This is a genomic window from Stenotrophomonas sp. YJH_SMC_16 (assembly GCF_059367875.1).
In genome coordinates, this window is sequence record NZ_JCAFRH010000004.1 from 117,590 (window position 1) to 144,177 (window position 26,588).

A 26,588-nucleotide genomic window follows, 5' to 3' on the forward strand; every position below is an offset into this window, starting at 1 on the left:
GCCGAGCTGTAGCGGCCCCTACAACGCCATCCGTTCACGCAGTTCACGCGCCTGCCGGCGCGACACCTCCACCTCGCTGCCGTCATCCAGCGTCAGGTCGTAACCATCGCCGATGCTGGGCGTCACGCCGCGGATGCGGCGCAGGTTGACCAGGGTATTGCGGTTGGCACGGAAGAACAGATCCGGCGGCAGGCGTGTTTCCAGTGCGCTCAGGCTGCGGGTCAGCAAGGCGTTCTGGTCGCGGAACCACAACCGGGTGTAGTTGCCATCCACCACCAGCCGGCGGATCTCGGAGACCGCCACGAACCAGCAGCGTTCGCCCTCGCGCACGAACACCTGGTCCTGCGCGCCCAGCGTGCCACGCATCTCTGGCGCTTCGGCTGAAGCCACTTCGCGCTGGCGTGCCCGCTCCAGCGCCTCCAGCAACCGGGGCGCTTCCACCGGCTTCATCAGATAGTCCAGCGCGTTGGCCTGGAATGCGCGCACCGCGTAGGTGTCGTAGGCAGTAACGAAGACCACCGCCGGCACCGTCTCCAGGCCGTCCAGCACATCGAACCCACTGCCGGAAGGCATCTGCACATCCAGCAGTACCAGGTCCGGCGCCAGCGTGGCGATCGCCTCGCGCGCGGCAGGCACATCGTCGGCCTCACCCACGCACTGCACCCAGGGCAGCGCCGACAACAGCGTGCGCAGCTCCTGCCGCGCCAGCCGCGCATCATCAACGATCAACACACGCAGCGTGGCACTCATTGTGGAATCTCCAGCAGGGCCTGCATGCGATCGCCGACCGGCTGCAGGGTGAAACGCCCGCGCGAACCGAGCTGCGCACGCAGGTAGGCCAGACCCACACCATGCCCGTGGGTGGGCTCGCTGGCATTGCCCAGCGGGTTGTCCACCTGAAGGCGCAACACGTCGTTGTCCAACGTGGCCCGGATCTCTATCCCGCCACCACCGGGACGACTGGCGATGCCGTGCTTGATCGCATTTTCCACCAGCAACTGCAACGCCATCGCCGGCAACTGTGCCTGCAGGGCGTCAGCATCGATGCGCCGAGCTACCTGCAGGCGCTGCTCGAAGTGGATGGCCTCGATCGCCAGATAGTCGTCCACCACCGCCAGTTCTTCGGCCAGCGTGACCTGCTCACTGCGGTTGTGCGCCAGCGCTTGGCGCAGTGTGCGCGACAGGCGGGTGACCATGTCACGCGCACGCTCGGGATCTTCCAGGATCAGCGCGCGCAGGTTGTTCAGCGCATTGAACATGAAGTGCGGGTTGAGCCGTGCGCGCAGTGCATCGCGCTCCAGTGCGCTGCGTTCGGCTTCGGCTCGCAGCCGGGCCAGTTCACTGTGGCGCGCCCGGCGCAGACCGTGCAGGCCGGCCCACAGGCCGGTCCACATCAGCAGGAACAGCGCGGTGTTCATCCAGTACACCAGCAGCGAAGACCATCGGTAATCCGCGTGGCCACCGGGCAGCTGCACCCAGCCCAGTGCCAGCGCCGGCAGCAGCAGCGCCGCCGTCATCGCCTGTGCGACGCTGGCACCGGCCACCACACCGGCGGCCAGTTTCAACACCAGGCTGCCCAGGCTCCCCTCCCACCAGCGCTGGCGCAGCGCCACCGCGCGCAGCATGCCACTGCACAGCCACAGGCAGGCGGCCACGCTGACGGTGATCAACACGATGCCGCTGAACACCACGCCGCCGCCGATCCGCATCCCCGCCCACAGCCCGTACATCGCATAACCCGCCCATGCCAGTGCATTGAGCGTCCAGAAGCGGCGGGATGAGGTAGTGGCGTCCATGCGGGCTCTCGGCGAGGACAAGGGTCAGGGGTGCGCGGCGAGGAAACGCTGCACCTGCTCCTGCAGCCAGCGCGGATCATCCCACATCAGGAAGTGGAACCCCTGCGCGCTCATCGCGATCTGCACGCCCTGAAGCTTCGCGTACTGGGCCTGGAACACCGCGCGCGTGCTGGCCTCGGTGCCGCCCATCGGCTGGTAACCGGCCCAGCTGCCCAGCACCAGCGTCGGTGCGCTGATCGAGGCGATGCTGTCGCGCAGGTCGGTGGTCATCACCGCATGCATGGCATCGGCGGTGGTCTGGCGGTCACTGCCTTCGCCCCAGCGGCCCAGCTCGGCCTGGCGCTGCGGATCACGGGTCATGCCCGGAAGGCCCGCCTGCAACTGCGCCTGCCATTGCGCGGCGTCGGCAGCGAGCATGCCCTTGCGCAGCTGGTCGGCCATCGGCCGCACGCTGTCTGCGGTGGCCTTCGGGTCACGCGCGGCTGGCAGAAACGGCAGTGCATCGACCACCATCAGGGCGCTGACCGCCGCCGGCTCGGCCTGCGCCATCTGCAGGCCCAGCAGGCCACCCAGGCTGTGTCCGATCACCACCACCGGGCCCAGGTGCCGGTCATGCAGGTAGGCCAGCAGCTGCCCGCGCATGGCCGGCAGGAAGTCGGCCGGGCGCGGATCAGCGGCTGCGGCGCCGGCAAAGCCGGGCAGCTGCACCAGATGGCACTGCACGTCCTTCAGCGCCAGGCAGGTCTCGCGCCAGACCTCGGCGCTGCTGTTGAGACCGGGGATCATCAGCAGCGGACGGCCCTTGCCGACCACCTCGACCTGCACCTTGCCGGTGCCTGTGGCGGCCGCCGCATGGGCCGGACCGGAGCCAAGCACGGCCATCGCCATGCCGATCATCGCCAGCCGGGCCAAGGCCTTCATTGCGTACCACAGTGCCAGGAAGATCTTCATCGTCTGCTCCTTCGTCGGGTGGGTGGTGCCGGGATGGGAACAGCGTGCCGCCGGGCCAGTGCCCCCGGTTACGATTTCGGAGCAACGGCCGGACACCTGGGCGAACGGTCGCGTGCCACGGATGGCCTGCCCTCACGCAGCCGTCAGACATCCATCTTGATGAAGCGATATACTGGCCCGCACCCGCCGCCACCGCCCGTGCCATGACTGCCATCAGCTTCGAGTTCTATCCGCCCAAGACCGACGAACAGCGCAGCCAGCTGGACCGCGCCGCGGCCAAGCTGAAGGACTACGGTCCCGAGTACGTGTCGTGTACCTTCGGCGCTGGTGGCTCGACCCTGAGCTACACCTCCGAAACCGTGCGCCATCTCAACCAGCACCACGGTTTCGATGCCGCGCCGCACCTGTCGTGCGTGGGCGGCACCCGCCAGGAAATCCGCGAGCTGCTCAAGCTGTATCGCGCCATCGGCTGCCGCCGCCTGGTCGCGCTGCGCGGCGACCTGCCGTCGGGCATGGGCTTTCCCGGCGACATGCGCTATGCCGCCGAACTGATCGACTTCATCCGCGCCGAGCACGGCGATGCGTTCCATATCGAAGTAGGCGCGTACCCAGAAACGCATCCGCAGGCCTCCGACGCACTGGCCGACCTGAAGCACTTCAAGGCCAAGATCGATGCCGGTGCCGATGCGGCGATCACCCAGTACTTCTTCAACCCGGACGCGTACTTCCATTTCGTCGACGAAGTACGGCGGCTGGGCGTGCAGGTACCGATCACCCCCGGCATCATGCCGATTGCCAACTTCAGCCAGCTGCGTCGCTTCTCCGAACAATGTGGTGCGGAGATTCCGCGTTGGATCAGCCGCAAGATGCAGGCCTATGGCGATGACGCGGAGTCCGTGCGTGCATTCGGCACTGAAGTGGTGGCCCGGCTGTGCCAGCGCCTGATCGAGGGCGGCGCACCCGGCCTGCACTTCTACACCCTGAACCTGGCCAAGCCGACCACCTCGGTGCTGAAGCTGCTGCAGGGCTGAGAGCACGACGCGCAAGCGTGATCGGCGCTACCCTGCAGGAATGATCCGGCTTTCCTTCCTGCTGTTGCTGCTGCCGCTGTGCGTGCTGTCGAGCGTCGCCCAGGCGCAGTCCACGCGCCTGAACCGCTGTACCGATGCCCAGGGCCAGAGCGTGTATACCGACCGTCCCTGCGACAGCCTGGGTGCGCAGTCGCGGCTGCCGCCGCCTGCGCCCGCCGGCAACACCCTGCAGCGCGACACCCTGGGGGCACGCTGCCCGCGGCGACTGAGCGAACTGGTGGATGCGCTGCGTACTGGCATCCTCAGCAACGATGTGAACCGGCTGTCCTCGCTGTACCTGTGGGGCGCGGTCTCTGATGCGGGTGCGCAGCGCATCCTCGGCCAACTGGAATCGTTGGCGCGGCGGCCATTGGTGGACGTGGTGCCGGTGTATCCCTCGCAGGCGCTGCCGCAATCGCAGGATGAGGGCCAGAGCCCTGCTGCGCAGGGATCCGACTCTGTGGTCTCTGTGGCGCGGCATCCGATCGGCCTGCGCCTGGAACAGACCTTGCCCGGCAGCGTGTCGCGCGCTTCGACGGTGCTGGGGTTGCGGCGGCAGTACGGGTGTTTCTGGATCACGTTGTGATCGGGAGGGTCAGGGCCCCGCGTTGCGATGATCCGACCCTGACATCACGCCGGCCACAGCGCGCGAATGGCGGCGATGCCCTGCCCACCATGGCGACGCGCCTCACTGATGTGGCCACTGCCCATGCCACCCAGCGCGTAGATCGGCAGTGACACCTGCGCACGCAGCTCGGCGAAGGCATCCCAGCCCAGCGGCACGGCATCGGGATGGCTGGCCGTGGCCTGCACCGGACCCAGCACGGCGAAGTCGCAGCCCAACTGCTGTGCGGCCTGCAGCTGCTGCAGGTCATGGCAGGACGCGGCCACCAGCTGGCCTTCGGGCAGCGGACGCTGCGACAGCTCCAGCAGCTGTTCGCTGCCCAGATGTACGCCCACGCCCAGTGCGCGTGCCAGCTCGATATCGCGGTTGAGCAGCCACTGCACGCCGCTGCGACGATGCGCGCGCAGGGCCTGCTCGACCATCGCCTGGCGCTGCGGATGCGCCGTCGGCAAGCGCAGCTGGATGCGCTGCTGGCCCGCGGCCACCGCGCGCTGCAGCTGTTCGTGCCAATGCTGCATGCCACCCTCATCATCGGCCGGCGCCGGGGTGATCAGGTAGCTGTCGGGCTGGCGCAGGGCGGCCACCACCGGCAGGTCTGCCGGCGGCATTGAATAGCGGCCCAGCTTGTCCGGCGCCACCCAGGTGATCGCCTGCCCTTCACGGCCGCGGGGGGTTCCCTTCCAGCTGCGCACGTGGCGCACTTCCAGGGTCAGGTGCTTGTCCGGATAGCGCTGCGGCACGTCCATCAGCCACTCGCCGACATCGGCCTCGATGCCCAGTTCCTCGCGCAGCTCGCGCACCAGGGCCTGCTCGGAGGTCTCGCCGGATTCGCGCTTGCCGCCGGGGAATTCCCACAGGCCAGCCATGTCGCGGTTCTCGGTACGGCGGTTGAGCAGCACGCGGCCACGGGCGTCGGTGATGACGGCGGCCACAACGTGGATCGATCGGGTGGGGGAAGGCATGGAGGAAGCATGCCCAGAACAGGGCGGCCCGTGCAATCTCGGATCCGGCCGGATCAGCCCTGCGAAACAGCCGCCATAAAAGAAGAACCCCGCTTTCGCGGGGCTCTTCGGGGTCAGCTCAGCTGGCCGTGGCAGTGCTTGTACTTCTTGCCACTGCCGCACGGGCATGGATCGTTGCGGCCGATCTTCGGCTCGTCGCGCTGCACCTGTGCGTTGCCCTGCTGGGCAGCCTGCACCTGCGCAGCTTCCTCGTCGGCGCTGTAGCCGCCCACGTCCTGGTGCTGGAACTGCGACTGGCTCAGGCGGGCTTCGGCCTGCTGGCGTTCGGCCGCTTCCAGCGCCTGCACTTCCTCGTCGCTGCGGATGCGCACGCGCGACAGCAGGGTCACCACTTCGCGCTTGACGTTCTCCAGCATGTCCGAGAACAGTTCGAAGGCTTCCTTCTTGTACTCCTGCTTCGGCTGCTTCTGCGCGTAACCACGCAGGTAGATGCCCTGGCGCAGGTAATCCATGCGGGCCAGGTGCTCCTTCCAGCTCTGGTCCAGCACGGTCAGCATCACGTGCTTCTCCAGCGCGCGCATGGTCTCTTCGCCCACGCCGGCTTCCTTCTCGGCGAAGTGCTGGTTGACGCGTTCCTGCACCTTGGCAGCGATGGCTTCGGCGTCCAGCTCTTCGTGCGACTTGACCAGGTCGGTCAGCGACATCTGCAGGCCGAAGTCCGACTCCAGGGTCGCTTCCAGGCCGCGCAGGTCCCACTGCTCGTCGATCGAGTTCGGCGGCACGAAGCGGGCCACCACGTCGAAGATCACGTCGTCGCGGATGCCGTCGACGTTGTCCTTCACCGACTCGGCGTCCAGCAGTTCGTCGCGCTGGGCGTAGATCACCTTGCGCTGGTCGTTGTTGACGTCGTCGAAGTCCAGCAGGTTCTTGCGGATATCGAAGTTGTGGGCCTCGACCTTGCGCTGCGCCTTCTCGATCTGGCGGCTGACCAGGCGGTCCTCGATGACGTCATCTTCCTTCATGCCCATCATGCGCATGGCCTTCTGCACCCAGTCGGAGGCGAAGATGCGCATCAGGTTGTCTTCCAGCGACAGGTAGAAGCGGGACGAACCCGGGTCACCCTGGCGGCCCGAACGGCCACGCAGCTGGTTGTCGATACGGCGCGATTCATGGCGTTCGGTACCGACGATGTGCAGGCCGCCGGCAGCCTTGACGGCCTCGTGGCGCTTCTGCCATTCGGCCTTGACCGCGGCCTTCTGCTCGTCGGTGGCACCTTCGCCCAGCTCGTGGATTTCCGCTTCCAGCGAACCGCCCAGCACGATGTCGGTACCACGGCCGGCCATGTTGGTGGCAATGGTCACGGCCGCCGGACGGCCGGCATTGGCGACGATGGTCGCTTCGCGGTCATGCTGCTTGGCGTTTAGCACTTCGTGCTTCACGCCCGCCTTGCGCAGGTGCTCGGACAGCATTTCCGAGGTTTCGATCGAGGTGGTACCCACCAGCACCGGCTGGCCGCGCTTGGCGCACTCTTCGATGTCGGCCAGCACCGCATTGAACTTGCCCTTGCGGTTGAGGAACACCTGGTCCGGGCTGTCCTTGCGGATGGTCGGGCGGTTGGTCGGAATCACCACCACTTCCAGGCCGTAGATGCTCTGGAACTCGAAGGCTTCGGTATCGGCCGTACCGGTCATGCCGGACAGCTTCTTGTACATGCGGAACAGGTTCTGGAAGGTGATGCTCGCCAGCGTCTGGTTCTCGCGCTGGACCGGCACGCCTTCCTTCGCTTCCACCGCCTGGTGCAGGCCATCGGACCAGCGACGGCCGGACAGGGTGCGGCCGGTGAACTCATCGACGATGACCACTTCGCCATCGCGCACGATGTAGTCCACGTCACGCTGGTAGATCGCGTGCGCGCGCAGTGCGGCGTTGAGGTGGTGGACCACGGTCAGGTTCTGCGGCGCGTACAGGCCTTCGGTCTCGCCGTCGAGGATGCCGGCCTCGACCAGCAGCTGCTCGGCGTGCTCCATGCCCGCTTCGGACAGGTGCACCTGCTTGCCCTTCTCGTCGACCCAGAAGTCGCCTTCGCCGTCTTCCACTTCCTGCTTGACCAGGTTCGGCACGACGCGGTTGACGCGGATGTACAGCTCCGGGGAATCATCGGCCGGGCCGGAGATGATCAGCGGGGTACGCGCTTCGTCGATCAGGATGGAGTCGACTTCGTCGACGATGGCGTAGTGCAGGCCGCGCTGGTAGCGGTCGGCCTTGGACAGCGCCATGTTGTCGCGCAGGTAGTCGAAACCGAATTCGTTGTTGGTGCCGTAGGTGATGTCCGAGGCGTAGGCTTCGCGCTTGTCGCTGTGCGGCATGCCCGGGTAGACCACGCCCACGCTCAGGCCCAGCCAGTTGTACAGCTTGCCCATCTGCGCGGCGTCACGGCGCGCCAGGTAGTCGTTCACGGTGACCACGTGCACGCCCTTGCCTTCCAGCGCGTTGAGGTACACCGGCAGGGTCGCCACCAGGGTCTTGCCTTCACCGGTGCGCATTTCTGCGATCTTGCCCAGGTGAAGCACCATGCCGCCGATCAGCTGCACGTCGTAGTGGCGCATGCCCAGCACGCGGCGGCCGGCCTCGCGGCAGACCGCGAACGCTTCCGGCAGCACCTTGTCCAGGGCTTCACCATTGGCGATGCGCTGCTTGAACTCCGGCGTCTTGGCCTGAAGCTGCTCGTCGGAAAGCTTCTCGATCTCCGGTTCCAGCGCATTGATCTTGGCGACGATGCGGTTGAGCTGGCGCAGCTGTCGTTCGTTACGACTGCCAAATACGCGGGTAAGCAGGCTGTTGATCATTGAAGGAACCGGGTTGGATGGACACGACGCCCGGCCTCCCCCTTGGGATCCGTCCGCCGCAAACGAAACAGGGCGCCTGGCGCCCTGTCGATGGCAACACCCATTGTAGCTTGGGACGGCCGTGAGGGGTTTCAACCCTTTGCGGTCGTCCAGGCGGCCGGGACCGGGGTCCTGGCGGACGCGCTTTGCGCTCGCGGGGCATGGCCCCGCGCTACCGCCGGGATCCGACGGCGTGCCGGTAGCGCCGGGCCATGCCCGGCGTTGGGTTCAACCGCGGCTGACGCGGCCGACCGGCGTGTTGCCGCCGTCGCCGAGGAACTTGCGCGGGTTGACCACGTTGCCGTTCTCCCACACCTCGAAGTGCACGTGGGCGCCGGTCGAACGACCGGTGGAACCGGCCTTGGCCACTTCCTGCCCGGCACGGACCAGGTCGCCGACCTTCACCACCAGGCGCGAATTGTGCGCGTAGCGGGTGACGTAGCCGTTACCGTGGTCGACGTCGACCACGTTGCCGTAGCCGCCCTTGACGCCGGAGAAGCTGACCACGCCTTCGGCCACGGCCATCACCGGGTCACCGACCTTGGCGTGGAAGTCCATGCCCTTGTGGGTGGCGGCACCGCGGCCGAACGGGTCGGCACGGGTGCCGAAACCGGAGGTCACATAGCTGTTGCGGATCGGCATGCGCGAGGGCACGGCGTTCTGCTGCAGCTGGTGGTCGAACATCAGCGATTCCATCACCGACAACTGGCGGCCTGAAGCAGCGAAGCGCTGCTCCAGCACCTGTAAGTCGGCGTTGACGTCCTTGACCGGGATGTCGCTGGTCGGGCCGCCGGCGTCACCGTCACCGAGGCCGGGGGTCTCGTTGAAGTCGAACTCGCCGTCTTCCAGCTTGCCCATCTGGGTCAGCCGTTCGCCGAGGGCGTTGAGGCGTGTGGCCTGGGCCTGCAGCTCGCCGAGGCGGGCCGCCAGCGCGTTGACCTGGGTCTGCGCATCGCGCTTGACCTTGGCCAGCTCCGCATCCTGGCGCTCGACCTTGGCCTGCAGGCGGGAGTCATTCAGCGCGCTGGCGCCAATGCCACCGGCAAGGCCGATAATGCAGCCTACCCCGAGCACGCTGCCCAGCAGGGCGCGGGGGCGGTCCTCGAAATAGAACCGCAAACGCGCGATGGGCGACGATTTGGCCTGTCCTTCACGCGTTTTGATTACGATCTTTTTGAATGCCATCAGTGAGTTTTCATGTCTGAGCCGAAATCCAGCGTTCGCCCCGCGTCAGTGCCGAAGCCGGCGCTGGATGCGGTGATGGCGGACAAAAGCGGGAACCCGCTGCGGCGTGCCTTGTGGCTCGACGCGCTGGACCGTCAGTTGCGCCCCCAGTTGCCGCCACCTCTGCGCAGCCGTTGCCGGCTGGCCAATGTGGACGGGGAACACCTCGTTTTTCTCGTCGAGTCCCCGGTCTGGCATGCCAAGTTGCGGCTTGCCGAAGCCCAGTTGCTCGACGCGGCCCGTTCCATCGGGCTGAAGGCCACCAAGGTGACCATCAAGACTGCGTCTCCCACTCCCACGCGCTCCCCAGCGCTCGACAACCGGAATGGACCCCACGCAGTTTCAGCCGCCACGCACAAAGGGCTACGCGACGCCTTGGCTTGCCTGCAGGACGTTCCTTCGAAGCCGAAGAAGCGGTCCTGACGACAACGGAGCATCCGGCTCCGCTCCCCGTCGCACGTGTCACCACGGCGTGAAACATTTCGGGGGCCGGGTCGCATCCTAGCTGCCATCCGGGGGCCTGTCGTTAGATTGTTGTTAAAACTACGTTAAATTCAGGCTTCAGATCCAACAGGTTCACAAAACCGTGACCTCGAACCGGCCTTGATGCGCGTCAAGCATGCTGAATGCGACGACGATACCTGAAACGACAACGCCGCCCTGGAAGGCGGCGTTTTTGTCTTTCAATTCAACAACCTGCAGAAATCAGGCGTAGGCCGGAGTGGCATATTCGACCGGATCCGGCGTGGCCGGCGAGTCGAAGCTGACCCATTCCCAGGCGGTGGCATCGGCCATCAGCGCGCGCACCAGCTTGTTGTTGAGCGCGTGACCCGACTTGAAGCCCTCGTAGGCACCCAGCACCTGGCCACCGGCCAGATAAAGGTCGCCGATCGCGTCGAGGATCTTGTGGCGCACGAATTCGTCGGCGTAGCGCAGGCCGTCTTCGTTGAGCACGCGGAACTCGTCCAGCACGATGGCGTTGTCCATCGAACCGCCCAGGCCCAGGTTGCGCTCGCGCATGTATTCCAGGTCGCGCATGAAGCCGAAGGTGCGCGCGCGGGAGATTTCCTTGGTGTAGGCCAGCGTCGAGAACTCGATTTCCTGGCGCGACTGCTTGGCCGGGATCATCGGGTGGTCGAACTGGATGGTGAAGCCCAGCTTGTAGCCCTCGTACGGGCTGAAGCGGGCCACCTTGTCGCCCTCGGTCACTTCCACGGTCTTCAGCACGCGGATGAAGCGCTTGGGCGCATCCTGTTCCACGATGCCCGCCGACTGCAGCAGGAACACGAAGGGGCCGGCCGAACCGTCCATGATCGGCAGCTCGGCCGAGGACAGTTCGACGATGATGTTGTCCACACCCAGGCCGGCCAGCGCCGACATCAGGTGTTCGACGGTCTGGATCTTGGCGTCGTTGCAGGTCAGGCCGGTGCACAGGGTCACTTCGGTGACCAGCTCGGCCTTGGCCGGCACTTCCACCACCGGGTCCAGGTCCACGCGGCGGAACACGATGCCATGGTTGACCGGTGCCGGGCGCAGGGTCATGTAGACCTTGTCACCGCTGTGCAGGCCAACGCCGGTGGCGCGGATCGTGTTCTTGAGGGTGCGTTGCTGGATCATGGGGGATGGACCGGAAGTGACACATTAGATTAACACGCAAGGTCCCCTACCCCGGCTGAAAGCAGGCAGGACGCACCGGCGCGCCAATGGGACGCACATGAAGCAGGGCGGCCGGGCCCATCCTGGCCCGGCGCCCGCATTTTCAGGACATGGTGGCGCAACCCGGGGAGGACAACCCCGGGCCGCCCCGCTCAGTCCGCCTGGCGGCGCAGGAACGCCGGGATGTCCAGGTAGTCGTTCGGCAGTTCCGCCGCAGCCGGGGCCGAAGCCGCCGGGGCCGACGGGGCCGAAGCCGCCGCGGTATCGCTGCTGGCACGACGCAGGCCCAGGCCCATGCCACCGACGGCCTTGGACACAGCGTCGCCGCCGTTGTCGAAGTCACCGAATTCCGGCTGGCCGGTGGTGGCATTGCGGACCAGCTTGATCGGCGCACGCTCGCCCGGACGCTGGGTCTTGCTGGCCGACACGCGGTTCAGGCCGGTAGCGACCACGGTCACGCGCACTTCGTCCTGCATGTCCGGATCCAGCACGGTACCGACCACCACGGTGGCGTCTTCGGAAGCGAAGCCATCGATGGTGCGGCCGATCTCGTCGAACTCGGCCATGGTGAAGTCGGCGCCGGCGGTGATGTTGACCAGGATGCCGTTGGCACCGGCCAGGTTCACATCGTCCAGCAGCGGGTTCTGGATCGCGGCTTCGGCAGCGGCCTGGGCGCGGTCATCGCCACGGGCGGTGCCGGTACCCATCATCGCCAGGCCCATTTCGGACATCACGGTGCGCACGTCGGCGAAGTCGACGTTGATCAGGCCCGGACGCACGATCAGGTCGGCAATGCCCTGCACGGCGCCCTGCAGCACGTCGTTGGCGGCACGGAAGGCCTGGATCATGGTCGCGTTGCGGCCCAGCACGGTGATCAGCTTCTCGTTCGGGATGGTGATCAGCGAGTCGCAGTGCTGGCTCAGTTCCTCGATGCCCTTCAGCGCCACCTGCATGCGGCGACGGCCTTCGAACGGGAACGGCTTGGTGACCACGGCCACGGTCAGGATGCCCATTTCCTTGGCCAGCTGTGCCACCACCGGTGCCGCGCCGGTGCCGGTGCCACCGCCCATGCCGGCGGTGATGAAGACCATGTCCGCGCCCTGCAGCGCGTCCATGATGCGCTCACGGTCTTCCAGCGCGGCCTGGCGGCCGACTTCCGGATTCGCGCCTGCGCCCAGGCCCTTGGTCACGTTGGTACCCAGCTGCAGCTGCAGCTTGGCACCACAATTCTTGATGGCCTGCGAGTCGGTGTTGGCGGTGATGAATTCCACGCCATCCACCGCCGAGTTGACCATGTGCGCCACGGCATTGCCGCCGCCGCCGCCCACGCCAACCACCTTGATCACCGCATTGGGTGCCATCTTTTCGATCAGTTCAAAATGCGCCATGTCCGTGTCCTCGTTGTATCCGCTTTGGCTGGCATGGGCATTCGGGCGTCCTGCCGTCCTGCTGCATGCCGACGTTGCGGCTGTGTGGGTTGTGTGTTGCCGGTGTTGCCTTGTGATGCGGGTACTGCGGGTGTTGCGCCTGGGCGATGCCCAGGTTTGCGGATTCCGCGTCAGAACTCGCCGCGGAACCAGGTCTTGAGTTTCTTGAACATGCTTCCAGCGCGCCCGGTCGGCAGCGAAGGCCGGCGCGGATGCTCGATCTGGCTGCCCATCAGCAGCAGGCCCACGCCGGTGGCGTGCACCGGGTTGCCCACCACTTCGCCCAGCCCGGTGACGTGCTGCGGGATGCCCACGCGCACCGGCATCTGCAGCATTTCCTCGGCCAGCTCGACCACGCCTTCCATCTTCGACGCACCACCGGTCAGCACCATGCCGGCGCGTACCAGTTCCTCGAAGCCGGAGCGGCGCAGTTCGGCCTGCACCATCTCGAAGATTTCCTCGTAACGACCCTGCACCGCCTGCGCCAGCGAGTGGCGCGGCATGCGACGCGGCGGGCGGTCACCCACCGACGGCACCTGGATGCTCTCCTCGGCGGTGGCCAGCTGGGCCAGGGCGCAGGCGTAACGCACCTTGATCTGCTCGGCTTCCGGGGTCGGCGTGCGCAGCATGTGCGCGATGTCGTTGGTGACGTGGTCGCCGGCGATCGGCAGCGAGGCGGTGTGGCAGATCGCGCCCTGCACGAACACCGCGATGTCGGTGGTGCCGGCGCCCATGTCGACCAGCACCACGCCCAGCTCGCGCTCGTCAGCAGTCAGCACCGCCACGCTGGAGGCCAGCGAGGACAGCACCAGGTCATCCACCTGCAGGCCGCAGCGCTGCACGCACTTGCTGATGTTGGCCGCGGCCGACTGCGCGCACACCACCAGGTGCGCGTGCACCTCCAGGCGCACGCCGGTCATGCCGACCGGGTTGCGGATGCCTTCCTGCGAGTCGTCCAGCACGTACTCGCGCGGGATCGCGTGCAGGATCTTCTGGTCGGCCGGAATCGCCACCGCCTTGGCCGCGTCGAGCACGCGATCCAGGTCGCCCCAGGTCACCTCGCCATCGCGGATCGGCACGATGCCCGGCGAATTCTTGCACTGCACGTGGTTGCCGGAGATCGAGGCGTACACCGAGCGGATCTCGCAGCCGGCCATCAGCTCGGCTTCTTCCACCGCGCGCTGGATCGACTGCACGGTCGATTCGATGTCCACCACCACGCCGCGCTTCAAACCGCGCGACTCGTGCGAGCCGATGCCGATCACTTCGATCGGGTTGCCCGGCGAATACTCGCCCACCAGCGCCACCACCTTGGAGGTGCCGATGTCCAGGCCAACGATCAGCGATTTGTCACCCTTGCGATTCATGTCCTTTCCTGCGTCCTGCTGGCTGGGGTCGCCGGCGTTTTCGCCGGCGTGGCCGGGGTACCCCAGCTCAGCGTGAAACCATTGGTGTAACGGAGGTCGGCGCGCTCGATCGGCGCGTCCTGACGGTTCAGCTGCGGCAGCACCTTGACGAAGCGCTGCATGCGCGAGCGCGCGTCGTCACGGCCCACCACCACTTCGGTGCCGTTGCTCAGCACCAGCGACCAGCTGCCGCGTGCATCCATCGTCACCCGGCGCACGTCGACGCCGGCCGGTGCAAACAATGCACGCGAGTCGCTGTACAGCTTCATCACTTCTTCTGTCTGGCTGTCCGGGCCATCCAGTTCGGGCAGCGCCAGGTCGGCCAGCTTCTTCGGCGTGGGGAACAACTTGCCCTGCTCGGAAACCAGGCGGTCGCTGCCCCAGCGCGCGAACGGCTTGTGCTCGACCAGGGTCACTTCCAGCACGTCCGGCCACTGCTTGCGCACCTGCGCGCTTTCCACCCACGGCAGCTGTTCCAGCGCGTCCTGCGCGTCCTGCAGCTTGACCGCGAAGAAGCCGGCGCGTGCGTACGGCAGCAGCACCTGCTGCAGCTGTTCGGCCGGCACCCGCTTGAACTCACCATGCACGCGCAGCTTCGCCAGCGGCCAGCGCTCGGCGCCGACCCAGCCATTGACCACGGCCACCACCGGCAGTGCAACCACCGACAGCGCCAACAGCCAGACGAAGATGCGCAGCACCGCGTTCATGCGTGCGAGGCCTCCAGGGTCTGTTCCAGCACGCGCCACACCAGCTCTTCGAAGCTGATGCCGGCCTGGCCTGCGGCCTTGGGCACCAGCGAATGGCTGGTCATGCCCGGCGCGGTGTTCACTTCCAGCAGGAAGAAGCGGCCGCTGCTGCGATCGCGCATCACGTCCACGCGCCCCCAGCCACGGCAACCGGCGGCACGGAATGCGGCCAGCGCGATGCGCCGGATTTCTTCTTCGTCGTCACCGTCCAGGCCCGGGCACAGATACTGGGTGTCTTCGGCGATGTACTTGGCGTTGTAGTCGTACCACTGGCCCTTGGGCACGATGCGGATCGACGGCAGCGCGACGTCGCCAAGGATGGCCACGGTCAGTTCGTCGCCGACCACCATCTGCTCCATCAGCAGCTGTCCGTCGTAGCGCGCGGCCAGCGCCACGGCCTCATCCAGGCCCGCATCATCGGTCACCCGGCTGATGCCCACGCTGGAACCTTCGTTGGCCGGCTTCACCACCACCGGCAGGCCCAGTTCGGCCGCCAGCGCATGTACGTTCGACGCGTCGACCTTCCTGTACTGCGGGGTCGGCAGGCCCAGCGACAGCCACACCTGCTTGGTGCGGATCTTGTCCATGCTCAGCGCCGAACCCAACACGTCCGAGCCGGTGTACGGCACGCCGAAGGCGTCCATCAGGCCCTGCACGATGCCGTCCTCACCACCACCGTTGTGGCCATGCAGGATGTTGAACACGCGATCGATGCCACCGGCGGCCAGCGCCTTGGCCAGCGCCGGGATGCCGTCCACGGCAAACGCATCGACGCCGCGTGACTGCAGGGCTTCGAGCACGTTGCGGCCGGAATCCAGAGATACCTCGCGTTCGCTGGAGGTGCCACCGAGCAGCACGGCGACGCGGCCGAAGCGAGCCGGGTCGGTCACGTGCAGCGGCGGGAAGGTCAGCGTGCTCACGCCTCGCCCTCCCCCTTGAAGCCTTCCACCGCGATGTGGGTGGCCACGGCGCCGATGTCGCCCGCCCCCATCATCAGCAGCAGGTCACCGTCCTGCAGTACGTCCGGCAGCACGCTGGCCAGTTCGGCGGCCTTGCCCACCACCACCGGCTCGCTGCGGCCGCGCGCACGGATGGCACGGGCCAGCGCGTGCGAGTCGGCACCGGCAATCGGCTCTTCACCGGCCGGGTAGACCTCGCTCAGCACCAGCGCGTCGACGCTGGACAGCACGGCCGCAAACTTGTCGAACTGGTCGCGGGTACGGCTGTAGCGGTGCGGCTGGAAGGCCACCACCAGGCGCTTGTCGGCCCAGCCACCGCGGGCGGCAGCGAACACGGCTTCCAGCTCGCTCGGGTGATGACCGTAGTCGTCGATGATGCGGACCTTGGCACCGCTGGCGGTGGTCACTTCGCCCAGATCGTTGAAGCGACGGCCGACACCGGCAAAGGCTTCCAGCGCGCGTGCGATGGCATCCGGGGCCACGCCCAGCTGCCAGCCCACTGCAGCGGCGGCCAGCGCATTCAGCACGTTATGCTTGCCGGGCAGCGCCAGCACCACTTCCTGGCTGGTGCCCTGCGGCAGGCGCAGGGTGAAGCGCATGCGCGAGCCTTCCTGCACCACGTTCTCGGCGCGCACGTCGGCCTGCGGGCTCATGCCGTAGCTCATCACGTGGCGCGGGGTCTTGGCGGCCAGTGCAGCCACTTCCGGGTCGTCGATGCACAGCACCGCCAGGCCGTAGAACGGCAGGCGCTGCAGGAACTCGGCGAACGCCGCCTGCACGCGGGCGAAGTCGTTGCCGTAGTTCTCCAGATGATCGGCATCGATGTTGGTGATGATCGACATCAGCGGGTTCAGGCGCAGGAAGCTGCCATCGCTTTCGTCGGCCTCGGCCACCAGCCACTGGCCACCGCCCAGCTTGGCGTTGGCGCCGGCGGCCAGCAGCTGACCACCGATCACGAACGTCGGGTCCAGGCCACCTTCGCTCAGCACCGCAGCGGTGAGGCTGGTGGTGGTGGTCTTGCCATGGGTGCCGGCCACGGCGATGCCACGGCGGAAACGCATCAGTTCGGCCAGCATCGCTGCGCGCGGCATGATCGGAATGCGCTGGCTGCGCGCTTCCATCAGTTCCGGGTTGTCTTCGCGGATGGCGCTGGAGACCACCACGCAGTCGGTGCCCAGCACGTTGGCCGCGGAGTGGCCGCGCATGATGCGCGCACCCAGGCTGGCCAGGCGGCGGGTCGCCACGTTGTCGGCGTTGTCCGAGCCGGACACTTCATAGCCCAGCGTCAGCATCACTTCGGCGATACCGCTCATGCCGGTGCCGCCGATGCCGACGAAATGCACGCGCGGGAATGCGCGCACCAGGTCGTTGGTGTCGTGCAGGCGACGGATCATGCGCGGCCTCGCGCAGGGCAGGCGCGGTGGCATGCCTTCTTCATACAGCTTCCTCAAGAATGATATCGGCGATGCGCTCGGCGGCATCGACCTTGGCCAGGGCACGCGCGGCTTGCGCCATCTGCATGCGGCGGGCGGGATTTTCGGACAGATCGCGCAGCAGTGCGGCAATGCCGTCGGCCAGCGTTCCGTCCTGCTTCAGCAACACCGCCGCGCCACGCTCGACCAGGTACTCCGCATTGCGGGTCTGGTGATCGTCGACGGCGGCAGGGAATGGCACCAGCACGCTGCCGACACCGACCGCACACAGCTCGGCCAGCGTCGACGCGCCTGCACGGCACACGACCAGGTCGGCCCATGCAAAGGCTTCGGCCATGTCCGCGATGAACGGGGTGATTTCAGCCTGCACGCCGGCCTTGGCATACGCCTCGACCGCTTCGGCATGCAGCTTCTCGCCACTCTGGTGGCGCACCTGCACCGGCACACCCGTGCCCAGCGCGGCAATCGCCTGCGGCACGCCGGTGTTGAGCGCACGCGCCCCCTGGCTGCCGCCGACCACCAGCACGCGCAGCGGGCCGTGGCGGTCGGCGAAGCGCTGTTCCGGCGGCGCGATGGCGGCGATCTCCGCACGCACCGGGTTGCCGACGAACTCCTCGCGCGCGGCGAAGGTACCGGGGAAGCCGGTCAGCAACCGGCGCGCATAGCGCGACAGGATGCGGTTGGTCATGCCGGGCGCGCGATTCTGTTCGTGCACCAGCAGCGGCAGGCCGTGCAGGCGCGTGGCCATGCCGCCGGGGCCGGAGGCAAAGCCGCCGAAGGCCACCACCGCACGCGGCTGGCGCTTGCGGATGATCATGCCGGCCGCGCGCAGCGCGCGCATCAACCGCCACGGCGCACCCAGCAGGGCCAGCTTGCCCTTGCCGCGCAGGCCGGTGATGGCCAGCGTGTCGATGGCGATGTCGTGCTGCGGCACCAGGCGAGTTTCCATCGCACCGTCGGCGCCCATCCAGGTGACCGGCACGCCTCGCTCGCGCAGCACGCGGGCCACGGCCAGGCCGGGGAAGATGTGACCGCCGGTACCACCGGCCAGGATCATCACCGGGCGCACGTTGTCGGTGGCTGCGTTCATGACAGCCTCCCGAAGGTCGGTTCGATGCGCGACTGCAGGCGGCTGGTGCCACGCGCAGCGTTCGGCGCAGCGGCAGCCACCGGCTCGGCGCTCATCGGCACGCTGGCGGCCACCGGCGCGGCGGGCCCGTCCATCGGCTCGGTAGCGGCGTCTTCGGCGCCGCCGATGCGCACCGCCTGGCGACGCTCGGCGCGCTTGAGTTCATAGGACACGCGCAGCAGCAGGCCCATCGCCACGCAGGTCATCAGCACCGACGAACCGCCGGAGGAGATCAGCGGCAGGGTCAGGCCCTTGGTCGGCAGGATGCCCAGGTTCACGCCGATCGAGACGAAGGTCTGCATGCTGATCCACAGGCCGATGCCGAAGGCGATATAGCCGGAGAAGTGGCGCTTCATTTCCACGCAGCGCATGCCCAGCCAGAAGGTGCGGCCGACCAGCAGCGCATACAGCGCCACGATCACGCAGGTGCCCAGGAAGCCGAATTCCTCGGCGGTGACCGAGAAGATGAAGTCGGTGTGCGCCTCGGGCAGGTAGTACAGCTTCTGCACCGAGTTGCCCAGGCCGACGCCGGTCCACTCGCCACGGCCCACCGCCATCAGCGCGTTGGACAACTGGTAGCCGTCGCCCTGCTGGTCGGCCCACGGGTCCAGGAAGGAGGTGATGCGGCGCATGCGGTACGGCTCGATGATCGCCAGCGCGCTCATGCCGACCAGGCCGATGATCACCGGCATCGACATGCGCGGCATGTTCACACCGCCCAGCACCAGCATGCCGGCGGTGATCGCCAGCAACAGGGTGGACGAACCGAAGTCCGGCTGCAGCAGCAGCAACAGCACCAGCGCACCGGCCACGCCCAGCGGCTTGAGCATCGCCGGCCAGGTCGCGTTGACCTCGTCGCGGAAGCGCACCAGGTAGCTGGACAGCCAGACGATGTAGAGTACCTTCACCGCTTCCACCGTCTGGAACTTGGAGATGCCCAGGTTGATCCAGCGGCGTGCACCGTTGACCGTGCTGCCCAGGCCCGGTGCGAACACCGCCAGCAGCAGCACGAAGCAGCCCAGCAGCAGCATCTGGTTGTACTGCTCGATGGACTTCAGTTCAGTGCGGGCGGCAACGACCGCCAGCACGATGCCCACCGCCAGGAAGATCAGGTGGCGGTTGAGGTAGTAGAACGGGCTGCTCATCAGCGCGATCGAACTGGACGCCACCATCACCACGCCAATGCCCGTGAGCGCGATGATCGCGCCCAGCAGCCACTTGTCGTAGCTGCCTTCGATGGCTTCAAGGCGTGTTGCCTGGCGGGACAGGTCGTTCATCTCAGCGCACCTTCAACGTGGCCAGGCCGATCAGCACGAGCACGACGGAGATGATCCAGAAGCGCACGATCACGCGCGGCTCCGGCCAGCCCTTCAGTTCGAAGTGGTGGTGGATCGGCGCCATGCGGAACACGCGCTTGCCGGTCAGCTTGAACGAGGCGACCTGGATCATCACCGACAGCGTTTCGATGACGAACACACCGCCCATGATCACCAGCACCAGTTCCTGGCGGGTGATCACCGCAATCGTGCCCAGCACCGCACCCAGCGCCAGTGCACCGATGTCGCCCATGAACACCATGGCCGGATAGGTGTTGAACCACAGGAAGCCCAGGCCCGCACCGGCGATGGCCGCGCAGATGATGACCAGCTCGCCGGCGCCCGGGATCTGCGGGATCTGCAGGTAGTTGGCGAACACCACGTTGCCCGAGGCGTAGGCGAACACACCCAGCGCGCAGGCCACCAGCACGGTCGGCATGATCGCCAGTCCGTCCAGGCCGTCGGTCAGGTTCACCGCGTTGGAGAAGCCGACGATCCAGAAGTAGGCGATGGCCACGAAGCCGATGCCGGCCAGCGGCAGCGCGATCGACTTGAACATCGGGATGTAGAAGGTCAGCGCCGCCGGCACGTCGGCCGTGTAGAACAGGAACAGGCCCGCGGCCAGGCCGAAGATCGACTGCAGCAGGTACTTCCAGCGCGACTTCAGGCCGTTCGGGTCACGACGGACGATCTTGATCCAGTCGTCGTACCAGCCGATGGCGCCGAAGCACAGCATCACCGCCAGCACCAGCCACACGTAGCGGTTGCGCAGGTCGGCCCACATCAGCACCGACAGGGTGATGGTGAGCAGGATCAGCGAACCGCCCATGGTCGGCGTACCGGCCTTGGAGAAATGGGTCTGCGGACCGTCCTTGCGGATCGGCTGGCCGCCCTTGAACTGGGCAAGCTTGCGGATCATCGCCGGGCCAAGCCACAGCGACAGGAACAGAGCCGTCAGCGCGGCAAGGATGGCGCGGAACGTCTGGTAGTTGAACAGCCCGAACAGGCTCTCCAACTGCTGCAACCATCGAGCCAGTTCATACAACATGCGGGGATTCCTCTCCTTGCGCCAGCAGCGCTTTGACAATCGTGTCCATGGCGCTGCCACGGGAACCCTTGACCAGGCAGCGCACGCCGGCGTGCAGCTCGTCCTTCAGCGCCTGCGACAGCGCGTCATGGGTGGCGAAATGACGGCCGCCTTCACCGAAGGCGGTGGCGGCAGCGGCGCTGAGCGGGCCCAGCGCATACAGGCGCTTGAGGCCAGCCGCGCGCGCGCGGAGCCCCGCCTGCGCATGCAGCGCTTCAGCGTCCGGCCCCAGCTCGCGCATGTCGCCCAGCACCAGCCAGCCCTCTTCCGGGGCTGCGGCGAGGGCATCGATGGCCGCAGCCAAGGAGCCGGGATTGGCGTTGTAGCTGTCATCCACCAGCACCGCGCCGTTGCGCAGCTGATGGGCGATCTGCCGACCCGGCACCGGCTGTGCCTCGGCCAGACCGGCGGCAATCAGCGCGAGATCGACACCGGCGGCCAGCGCCAGGCTGGCCGCGGCCAGTGCATTGCTGACGTTGTGGCGACCCGGCAGGCCGAGCACCACGCGCGCTTCGCCGGCCGGCGAAACCAGGGTGAACTGGCTGCCCTGCGCACCGGCGCGGATGTCGCGCGCGGTCACGTCGGCGGTATGTTCCAGGCCATAGCGCAGTACGCGGCAGCGCGGCGGAGTGCCGACGAAATGCTGTTCGAACCAGCGGCCGTAGGCATCGTCGGCGTTGATCACCGCCACACCATCGGCCGGCAATGCGGCATAGATCGCGCCCTTGGTCACCGCCACGCCGAGCAGGCTGCCCATGCGTTCCAGGTGCGCCGGGGCAATGTTGTTGACCAGCGCATAGCGCGGGCGGGCGATGTCGGTCAGGTAGGCAATGTCGCCCGGCTTGCCGGCGCCCATCTCGTAGACGGCGTAGTCGGCATCTTCCGGTGCATCGATCACCGCCAGCGGCAGGCCGATCTCGTTGTTGCGGTTGCCCGGGTTGGCGTAGACCACCTTGTGGGCGTGCTGTGCCATCTGCTGCAGGATCGACAGCAGCAGGCTCTTCACGCTGGTCTTGCCGTTGCTGCCGGTGATCGCGAACACCTCGGTGCCGCGGTCACGCTGCATGCCGGTGGCGATCTTCGCCAGCGCCAGTTCACTGTCGGCCACCAGCACCTGCGGCAGCTCGATCGGCAGCAGGCGCTCGACCAGCAGCGCACTGGCACCGCGCGCCTGTGCGTCGGCGGCGAAATCATGGCCGTCAAAACGCTCGCCGCGCAGCGCCACATACAGGCTGCCCGGACCGAGGCTGCGGGTGTCATGGCTGACCGCATCGATGGCCACGTCGTCGCCGTGGATCTCGCCGCCGGCCCAGTGTGCGATCAGCGAAAGCAGGGTGCGCTTCATGCGATGCCCTCCCCGGCCTGCGAGCTCAGAACACCGGCCTTGGCAGCCAACGCAGCGGCGGCCACTTCGGTGTCGTCGAAGTCATGGCGTACGCCATTTACTTCCTGGTATGGCTCGTGGCCCTTGCCGGCAATCAGGATGATGTCGCCGGCACCGGCGCGCTTCACCGCCAGGCCGATCGCACGCGCGCGGCTGCGCTGCACGGTCACGGCATCGGCATTCTGGAAGCCCGCCAGGATGTCGGCCACGATCACGTCGCCATCCTCGCCACGCGGGTTGTCGTCGGTGACGATGACCTGGTTGGCCAGGCGCTCGGCGATCGCGGCCATCTGAGGACGCTTGCCGGTATCGCGCTCGCCACCGCAGCCGAACACGCAGAACAGCGCGCCGTGCAGGTGGCCGTGCAGGCTGTCCAATGCCTGTTCCAGCGCGTCCGGGGTATGTGCGTAATCGACCACCACGGTCGGCAGGCCGTCTTCGCCGCCGAGGCGGTTCATGCGGCCGCGGATCGGCTGCAGCGCCGACAGCACTTCAGCGATGCGTGGCAGCGGCTGGCCCTGTGCATGCAGAGTACCGGCCACGGCCAGCAGGTTGTCCACGTTGAACCGGCCCAGCAGCGGCGACTGCACCGCGGCACGTTGGCCGTCGATGACCAGTTCGAACGCAATGCCTCGGCCATCCAGCTGCAGCGCTTCAGCGCGCACGCTGGCATCGCTGGCACCACGCGAGCTCAGTCCGATCGGCTGCACGCCCGCCGGCAGGCCGGCAAACAGCTGGCGGCCGAAGGCGTCGTCAAGATTGATCACCGCGGCCTTCAGGCCCGGACGATGGAACAGCCGCGCCTTGGCCGCGCCGTAGCTGGCCATGTCGCCGTGGTAATCCAGATGATCGCGGGTGAGGTTGGTGAACACCGCCACGTCGTAATGCACGGCATCGACGCGGCCCTGGTCCAGCGCGTGCGAGCTGACTTCCATCGCTACCGCGCGCGCACCGGCGTCGCGCAGCTGCGCCAGCAGCGCGTGCATCTGCAGCACCAGCGGCGTAGTGAAACCGGTCGGTTCAACCGCACCATAAAGTCCGGCGCCCAGCGTGCCGATACTGCCACTGGGCGTGCCGAGCAGGTGCCAGGCCTGGGCCAGCAGCTGCACGGTGGAGGTCTTGCCGTTGGTGCCGGTCACGCCCACCATCGCCATCGCCCGCGACGGTGCGCCATGGAACTGGTCGGCCATCGCCCCCATGCGCGCACGCAGGCCCGGCACCGCGATCGCATCGGCCGGGGCCGGCAACTCGGCAGGGGCCGGCGGTTCGAACAGGATGGCGCCAGCGCCCGCCGCGCGGGCCTGCTCGACAAAGCCCAGGCCATGCGCGCCGAAACCGGCGATGGCGACGAAGGCATTGCCGGGGCGCACGGCGCGGCTGTCCAGCACCAGGCCGGTCAGAACGGGATCATGGCCCGCCAGGGCCACGTCCGGAAGTAACTGCGAAAGCAACATCGAAGGACTCATTGCGTGCCTCCCGTAGCGGGCGGCGTCTGGGCTTGCGCGCTGGGCAGCGCAGCGTCGAATTCAGCGGCGGCATCCACCGGCAGCGCAGCCTCTGCGGGCGGCGCAGGCAGGATCGAGGCCGAGTGGCCGACCTTGCCGGACTGCTGTGCGGCCAGCCACGACTGCAGGTCGTCCAGCGGCACGTCCATCAGGCGCAGAGTGCCTTCCATCACGTTGTGGTAGACCGGCGCCGACACCAGGCCACCGTAGAACTTGCCGGCCTGCGGGTCGTTGATGACGATGACGGTGGCGAAGCGCGGGTTGGTGGCCGGCACCACGCCGGCGAACAGCGCGTTGTAGTGGCCGCGCTCGTAGCCGCCCGGACCGGCCTTTCGCGCGGTACCGGTCTTGCCGGCCACGCGGTAACCCAGCACCGCCGCCTGCTTGGCGCCGCCCTGGGTGACCACCGTTTCCATCATCGCCACCACCTGCTTGGCGACATTCTCGTCGATGATCTGCTGACCTTCATTGCGCTGGCCCTTGACGAAGGTCGGCGCGATCAGACGACCGCCGTTCGCCAGTGCCGAATAAGCCGTAGCGATCTGCAGCGGGGTGACGTTCAGGCCGTAGCCGTAGGACATCGTGGTCTTGGTGGTGCCCGACCAGCGCGCCGGGCGCAGCACCACGCCGCCGGATTCACCGGGGAAACCGCTATGCGGCACCGAGCCATAGCCGAAGCGGCGCACGCCGTCGTAGAACACCTGGTCCGGCATCTTCGCCGCAACCTTGGCCGCGCCCACGTTCGAACTGCGGGTGATCACGCCGGTCACGTTCAGCACGCCGTTGTTGCGCGGCACGTCGCGGATGGTGAAGCGACCCAGGGTCATGTAACCCGGGTTGGTATCGATGATGGTGTCCTTGGTCACCACACCGGCCTGCAGCGCGGTGGCGATGGTCAGCGGCTTCATCGTCGAACCCGGCTCGACCAGGTCGGTCACCGCACGGTTGCGGCGCGCATCGGGCAGCGCGCCGGTCAGCGAATTCGGGTTGTAGGTCGGCAGGTTGACCATGGCCAGGATCTCGCCGGTGGTCACGTCCATGATCACCATCGAACCGCCGGCCGCCTTGTTGGCCACCAGCGCGTTGCGCAGTTCCTTGAACGCCAGGTACTGGATGCGGCGATCGATGCTGAGGGTCAGGTCCTTGCCCGGTTCGGCGGCGCGCAGCAGATCGCTTTCGACGGTCTCGCCCTTGCGGTTGCGGATCACCCGCTTGGCACCGGCCTTGCCGCGCAGCCATTCGTCGAACGCCAGCTCCAGGCCTTCCTGGCCGCGGTCGTCGATGTTGGTGAAGCCCAGCACGTGCGCCATCGCCTCACCCTGCGGGTAGAAGCGGCGGAACTCGCGCTGCGCGGCCACGCCCGGAATCTTCAGCGCGACCACCTTTTCTGCCTCGTCCGGATTGATCCGGCGGCGCAGGTACATGAATTCCTTGTCCGACTTCTGCGACAGGCGGCTGCTCAGCTCGTCCACCGACATGCCGACCGCCTGGGCCAGCTCCGGAATGCGCTCGGGCGAGCGCAGCAGGTCCTGCGGGTTGACCCAGATCGAGGCGACCGGGGTGGATACCGCCAGCGGCTCGCCGTTGCGGTCGGTGATCATGCCGCGCGAGGTCTTGATCGGCAGTTCGCGCAGGTAGCGGGCCTCGCCCTGGCGCTGGTAGAAATCGCTGTTGACGATCTGCACGTAGGCGGCACGACCGACCAGCGACACCGAGCACAGGCCGAGCGCCAGCGCGACCCAGCGCAGGCGCTGGCGCAGGTTGAAGGCGTTGCGCGGGCGGTTGCGGCCGGTCTTGCTCATGGCCGCACCACCACGATGTCGGCGGCCTCGGGGAACTTCATGCCGAGCTTCTCGCGGGCGATGCGATCGACACGGTTGGCTTCGGCCAGGGTCGCCTGCTCCAGCTGCAGGCGGCCGAATTCCAGATTGATGTCATCGCGCTTGCGCTCGGCGCGCGACAACTCGATGAACGTCTGCCGGTGACGGTGACGCACGAACACGACGCCGATCGCCGAGGCCACGGTGGAAGCCAGCAGGATGATCAGCAGCAGCCGGCTCATGCATCGGCCTCCCGCTTCTGGGCCACGCGCAGCACGGCGCTGCGGGCGCGCGGGTTGGCGGCCAGCTCTTCGTCGGTGGCCTTGATGGCACCGCCGATCAGGTCCAGCGTCGGCACGAACGCGACCGCCTCGGGCAGGCGGCGGTTGGCCGGCGGCGCCTTGGCCAGGCGGTTCATGTACTGCTTGACGATGCGGTCTTCCAGCGAATGGAAGCTGATCACCGCCAGGCGGCCACCGGGCTTGAGCCGTTCCACCGCCGCATCGAGCCCGGCTTCCAGATCGGCCAGCTCGCGGTTGATGTGGATGCGGATGGCCTGGAAGCTGCGCGTGGCCGGGTGGATCTTGTCCTTGCCACGCGGCATCACCGAGGCGATCAGCTCGGCCAGTTCGGCGGTGCGGGTGAACGGCTGCTTCTCGCGGCGGGCCACGATGGCACGGGCGATGCGGCGGCTCTGCCGCTCTTCGCCGTAGGTCCACAGCACGTCGGCAATCTCGCGGTCTTCGACGCGGTTGATCCACTGCGCGGCGCTTTCGCCGCTGTCCGGATCCATGCGCATGTCCAGCGGGCCGTCCTTGCCGAAGCTGAAGCCACGTTCGGCCACGTCCAGCTGCGGCGACGACACGCCCAGGTCGAACAGCACGCCGTCCAGGCCTTCGGCCGTCGCATCCCACTGCAGCAGCTGGGCGAAGCTGCCACGGAAGATGGACACGCGCGGGTCCGGCGCGAAATCGCGCTCGGCAACGGCAATGGCTTCCGGATCCTTGTCCATGACCAGCAGGCGCCCCTCGGGACCAAGCTGGGTGAGCACGCCACGTGCATGACCGCCACGACCGAACGTGCCATCCAGATAACGTCCGTTTTCGATCACCCTCAGGCCTTCGATGACCTGGGTGTACAGGACCGGCAGGTGCACCGCCGGCGACTGCGACACCGGAAGGTGACCGGCCTGCGCTTCTGGGCGCAT

Annotated in this window: 22 protein-coding genes and 1 pseudogene; 3 read left to right on the plus strand and 20 right to left on the minus strand. The window is 67.4% G+C overall.

Going from position 1 to position 26,588, the window contains the following annotated elements; all coding sequences use genetic code 11:
- Nucleotides 1–18: 18 nt before the first annotated feature.
- From AC5P6E_RS10440 to AC5P6E_RS10450, 3 genes are read right to left on the minus strand one after another with little or no spacing between them, the layout of a single operon-like run.
- Nucleotides 19–750 carry a LytR/AlgR family response regulator transcription factor gene (locus AC5P6E_RS10440; protein ID WP_191862974.1) on the minus strand — a complete coding sequence of 244 codons (732 nt, stop codon included), beginning with the start codon at nt 748–750 and terminating at the stop codon, nt 19–21.
- Complete coding sequence (locus AC5P6E_RS10445) at nt 747–1,796, minus strand: sensor histidine kinase (RefSeq protein WP_159359806.1); 1,050 nt, start codon at nt 1,794–1,796, stop codon at nt 747–749. Before AC5P6E_RS10445 ends, AC5P6E_RS10440 begins: the two co-directional genes overlap by 4 nt.
- A 24-nt stretch (nt 1,797–1,820) precedes the next feature.
- Nucleotides 1,821–2,747 carry an alpha/beta fold hydrolase gene (locus tag AC5P6E_RS10450; RefSeq protein WP_053442522.1) on the minus strand — a complete coding sequence of 309 codons (927 nt, stop codon included), beginning with the start codon at nt 2,745–2,747 and terminating at the stop codon, nt 1,821–1,823.
- Between the two features lie 203 nt (nt 2,748–2,950).
- Between AC5P6E_RS10450 and metF the strand changes: the two genes are divergently transcribed.
- Nucleotides 2,951–3,778, plus strand: coding sequence for a methylenetetrahydrofolate reductase [NAD(P)H] (gene metF / locus AC5P6E_RS10455; RefSeq protein WP_004143823.1), 828 nt, complete (start codon nt 2,951–2,953; stop codon nt 3,776–3,778).
- Between the two features lie 40 nt (nt 3,779–3,818).
- Nucleotides 3,819–4,403, plus strand: a complete 585-nt coding sequence (locus AC5P6E_RS10460) for a DUF4124 domain-containing protein (protein WP_043397970.1) — start codon at nt 3,819–3,821, stop codon at nt 4,401–4,403.
- A 44-nt stretch (nt 4,404–4,447) separates the two neighbouring features.
- Here AC5P6E_RS10460 and AC5P6E_RS10465 read toward each other — a convergent pair whose 3' ends face one another.
- The 3 genes from AC5P6E_RS10465 to AC5P6E_RS10475 all read right to left on the minus strand — a co-directional run bounded on the left by AC5P6E_RS10465 (nt 4,448) and on the right by AC5P6E_RS10475 (nt 9,474).
- Nucleotides 4,448–5,404, minus strand: coding sequence for a Nudix family hydrolase (locus tag AC5P6E_RS10465; RefSeq protein ID WP_010481915.1), 957 nt, complete (start codon nt 5,402–5,404; stop codon nt 4,448–4,450).
- A 113-nt stretch (nt 5,405–5,517) separates the two neighbouring features.
- The gene (gene secA / locus AC5P6E_RS10470; protein ID WP_049411268.1) at nt 5,518–8,250 is read right to left on the minus strand and encodes a preprotein translocase subunit SecA; all 2,733 of its coding nucleotides are present in this window, start codon (nt 8,248–8,250) and stop codon (nt 5,518–5,520) included.
- Nucleotides 8,251–8,517: 267 nt separating this feature from the next.
- The gene (locus AC5P6E_RS10475; RefSeq protein WP_049435611.1) at nt 8,518–9,474 is read right to left on the minus strand and encodes a M23 family metallopeptidase; all 957 of its coding nucleotides are present in this window, start codon (nt 9,472–9,474) and stop codon (nt 8,518–8,520) included.
- A 12-nt stretch (nt 9,475–9,486) separates the two neighbouring features.
- Between AC5P6E_RS10475 and AC5P6E_RS10480 the strand changes: the two genes are divergently transcribed.
- Nucleotides 9,487–9,936: a DciA family protein gene (locus AC5P6E_RS10480; RefSeq protein ID WP_029379786.1), complete on the plus strand. Its 450-nt coding sequence runs from the start codon at nt 9,487–9,489 to the stop codon at nt 9,934–9,936.
- A gap of 282 nt (nt 9,937–10,218) precedes the next feature.
- Here the strand turns inward: AC5P6E_RS10480 and lpxC are convergent, their stop codons facing one another.
- From lpxC to rsmH, 14 genes and pseudogenes are all read right to left on the minus strand, one after another.
- A complete protein-coding gene (gene lpxC, locus AC5P6E_RS10485) occupies nt 10,219–11,130 on the minus strand; it encodes a UDP-3-O-acyl-N-acetylglucosamine deacetylase (protein WP_005408085.1) in 912 nt (303 codons plus the stop codon).
- 191 nt (nt 11,131–11,321) lie between these two features.
- Nucleotides 11,322–12,557 (minus strand): cell division protein FtsZ, encoded by a 1,236-nt coding sequence (gene ftsZ / locus AC5P6E_RS10490; protein ID WP_043397963.1) that lies wholly within the window; start codon nt 12,555–12,557, stop codon nt 11,322–11,324.
- Between the two features lie 170 nt (nt 12,558–12,727).
- Complete coding sequence (gene ftsA, locus AC5P6E_RS10495; RefSeq protein WP_005408083.1) at nt 12,728–13,963, minus strand: cell division protein FtsA; 1,236 nt, start codon at nt 13,961–13,963, stop codon at nt 12,728–12,730.
- A 68-nt stretch (nt 13,964–14,031) separates the two neighbouring features.
- Nucleotides 14,032–14,709 (minus strand): annotated as a pseudogene (locus AC5P6E_RS10500) (cell division protein FtsQ/DivIB); the annotation flags it as partial.
- Nucleotides 14,706–15,668: a D-alanine--D-alanine ligase gene (locus AC5P6E_RS10505; RefSeq protein ID WP_010481924.1), complete on the minus strand. Its 963-nt coding sequence runs from the start codon at nt 15,666–15,668 to the stop codon at nt 14,706–14,708. The pseudogene AC5P6E_RS10500 and the gene AC5P6E_RS10505, both read right to left, overlap by 4 nt.
- Complete coding sequence (gene murC, locus AC5P6E_RS10510; protein WP_010481926.1) at nt 15,665–17,101, minus strand: UDP-N-acetylmuramate--L-alanine ligase; 1,437 nt, start codon at nt 17,099–17,101, stop codon at nt 15,665–15,667. The genes AC5P6E_RS10505 and murC overlap by 4 nt, the downstream gene beginning before the upstream one ends.
- Before the next feature lie 40 nt (nt 17,102–17,141).
- Nucleotides 17,142–18,230: an undecaprenyldiphospho-muramoylpentapeptide beta-N-acetylglucosaminyltransferase gene (gene murG / locus AC5P6E_RS10515; RefSeq protein WP_495230933.1), complete on the minus strand. Its 1,089-nt coding sequence runs from the start codon at nt 18,228–18,230 to the stop codon at nt 17,142–17,144.
- On the minus strand, nt 18,227–19,546 hold the full coding sequence (ftsW, locus tag AC5P6E_RS10520; RefSeq protein WP_262102817.1) for a putative lipid II flippase FtsW: 1,320 nt from the start codon (nt 19,544–19,546) through the stop codon (nt 18,227–18,229). Before ftsW ends, murG begins: the two co-directional genes overlap by 4 nt.
- Before the next feature lies 1 nt (nt 19,547).
- The gene (gene mraY / locus AC5P6E_RS10525) at nt 19,548–20,633 is read right to left on the minus strand and encodes a phospho-N-acetylmuramoyl-pentapeptide-transferase (protein ID WP_010481929.1); all 1,086 of its coding nucleotides are present in this window, start codon (nt 20,631–20,633) and stop codon (nt 19,548–19,550) included.
- Entirely contained in the window at nt 20,623–22,017 is a 1,395-nt protein-coding gene (locus AC5P6E_RS10530; RefSeq protein WP_495230935.1) for a UDP-N-acetylmuramoyl-tripeptide--D-alanyl-D-alanine ligase, read from the minus strand. Before AC5P6E_RS10530 ends, mraY begins: the two co-directional genes overlap by 11 nt.
- A complete protein-coding gene (locus tag AC5P6E_RS10535) occupies nt 22,014–23,522 on the minus strand; it encodes a UDP-N-acetylmuramoyl-L-alanyl-D-glutamate--2,6-diaminopimelate ligase (protein WP_029379787.1) in 1,509 nt (502 codons plus the stop codon). Before AC5P6E_RS10535 ends, AC5P6E_RS10530 begins: the two co-directional genes overlap by 4 nt.
- A complete protein-coding gene (locus AC5P6E_RS10540; RefSeq protein ID WP_495230936.1) occupies nt 23,519–25,363 on the minus strand; it encodes a peptidoglycan D,D-transpeptidase FtsI family protein in 1,845 nt (614 codons plus the stop codon). The genes AC5P6E_RS10535 and AC5P6E_RS10540 overlap by 4 nt, the downstream gene beginning before the upstream one ends.
- On the minus strand, nt 25,360–25,623 hold the full coding sequence (gene ftsL, locus AC5P6E_RS10545; protein ID WP_005412242.1) for a cell division protein FtsL: 264 nt from the start codon (nt 25,621–25,623) through the stop codon (nt 25,360–25,362). The genes AC5P6E_RS10540 and ftsL overlap by 4 nt, the downstream gene beginning before the upstream one ends.
- On the minus strand, nt 25,620–26,588 hold the full coding sequence (gene rsmH / locus AC5P6E_RS10550; protein WP_010481940.1) for a 16S rRNA (cytosine(1402)-N(4))-methyltransferase RsmH: 969 nt from the start codon (nt 26,586–26,588) through the stop codon (nt 25,620–25,622). The genes ftsL and rsmH overlap by 4 nt, the downstream gene beginning before the upstream one ends.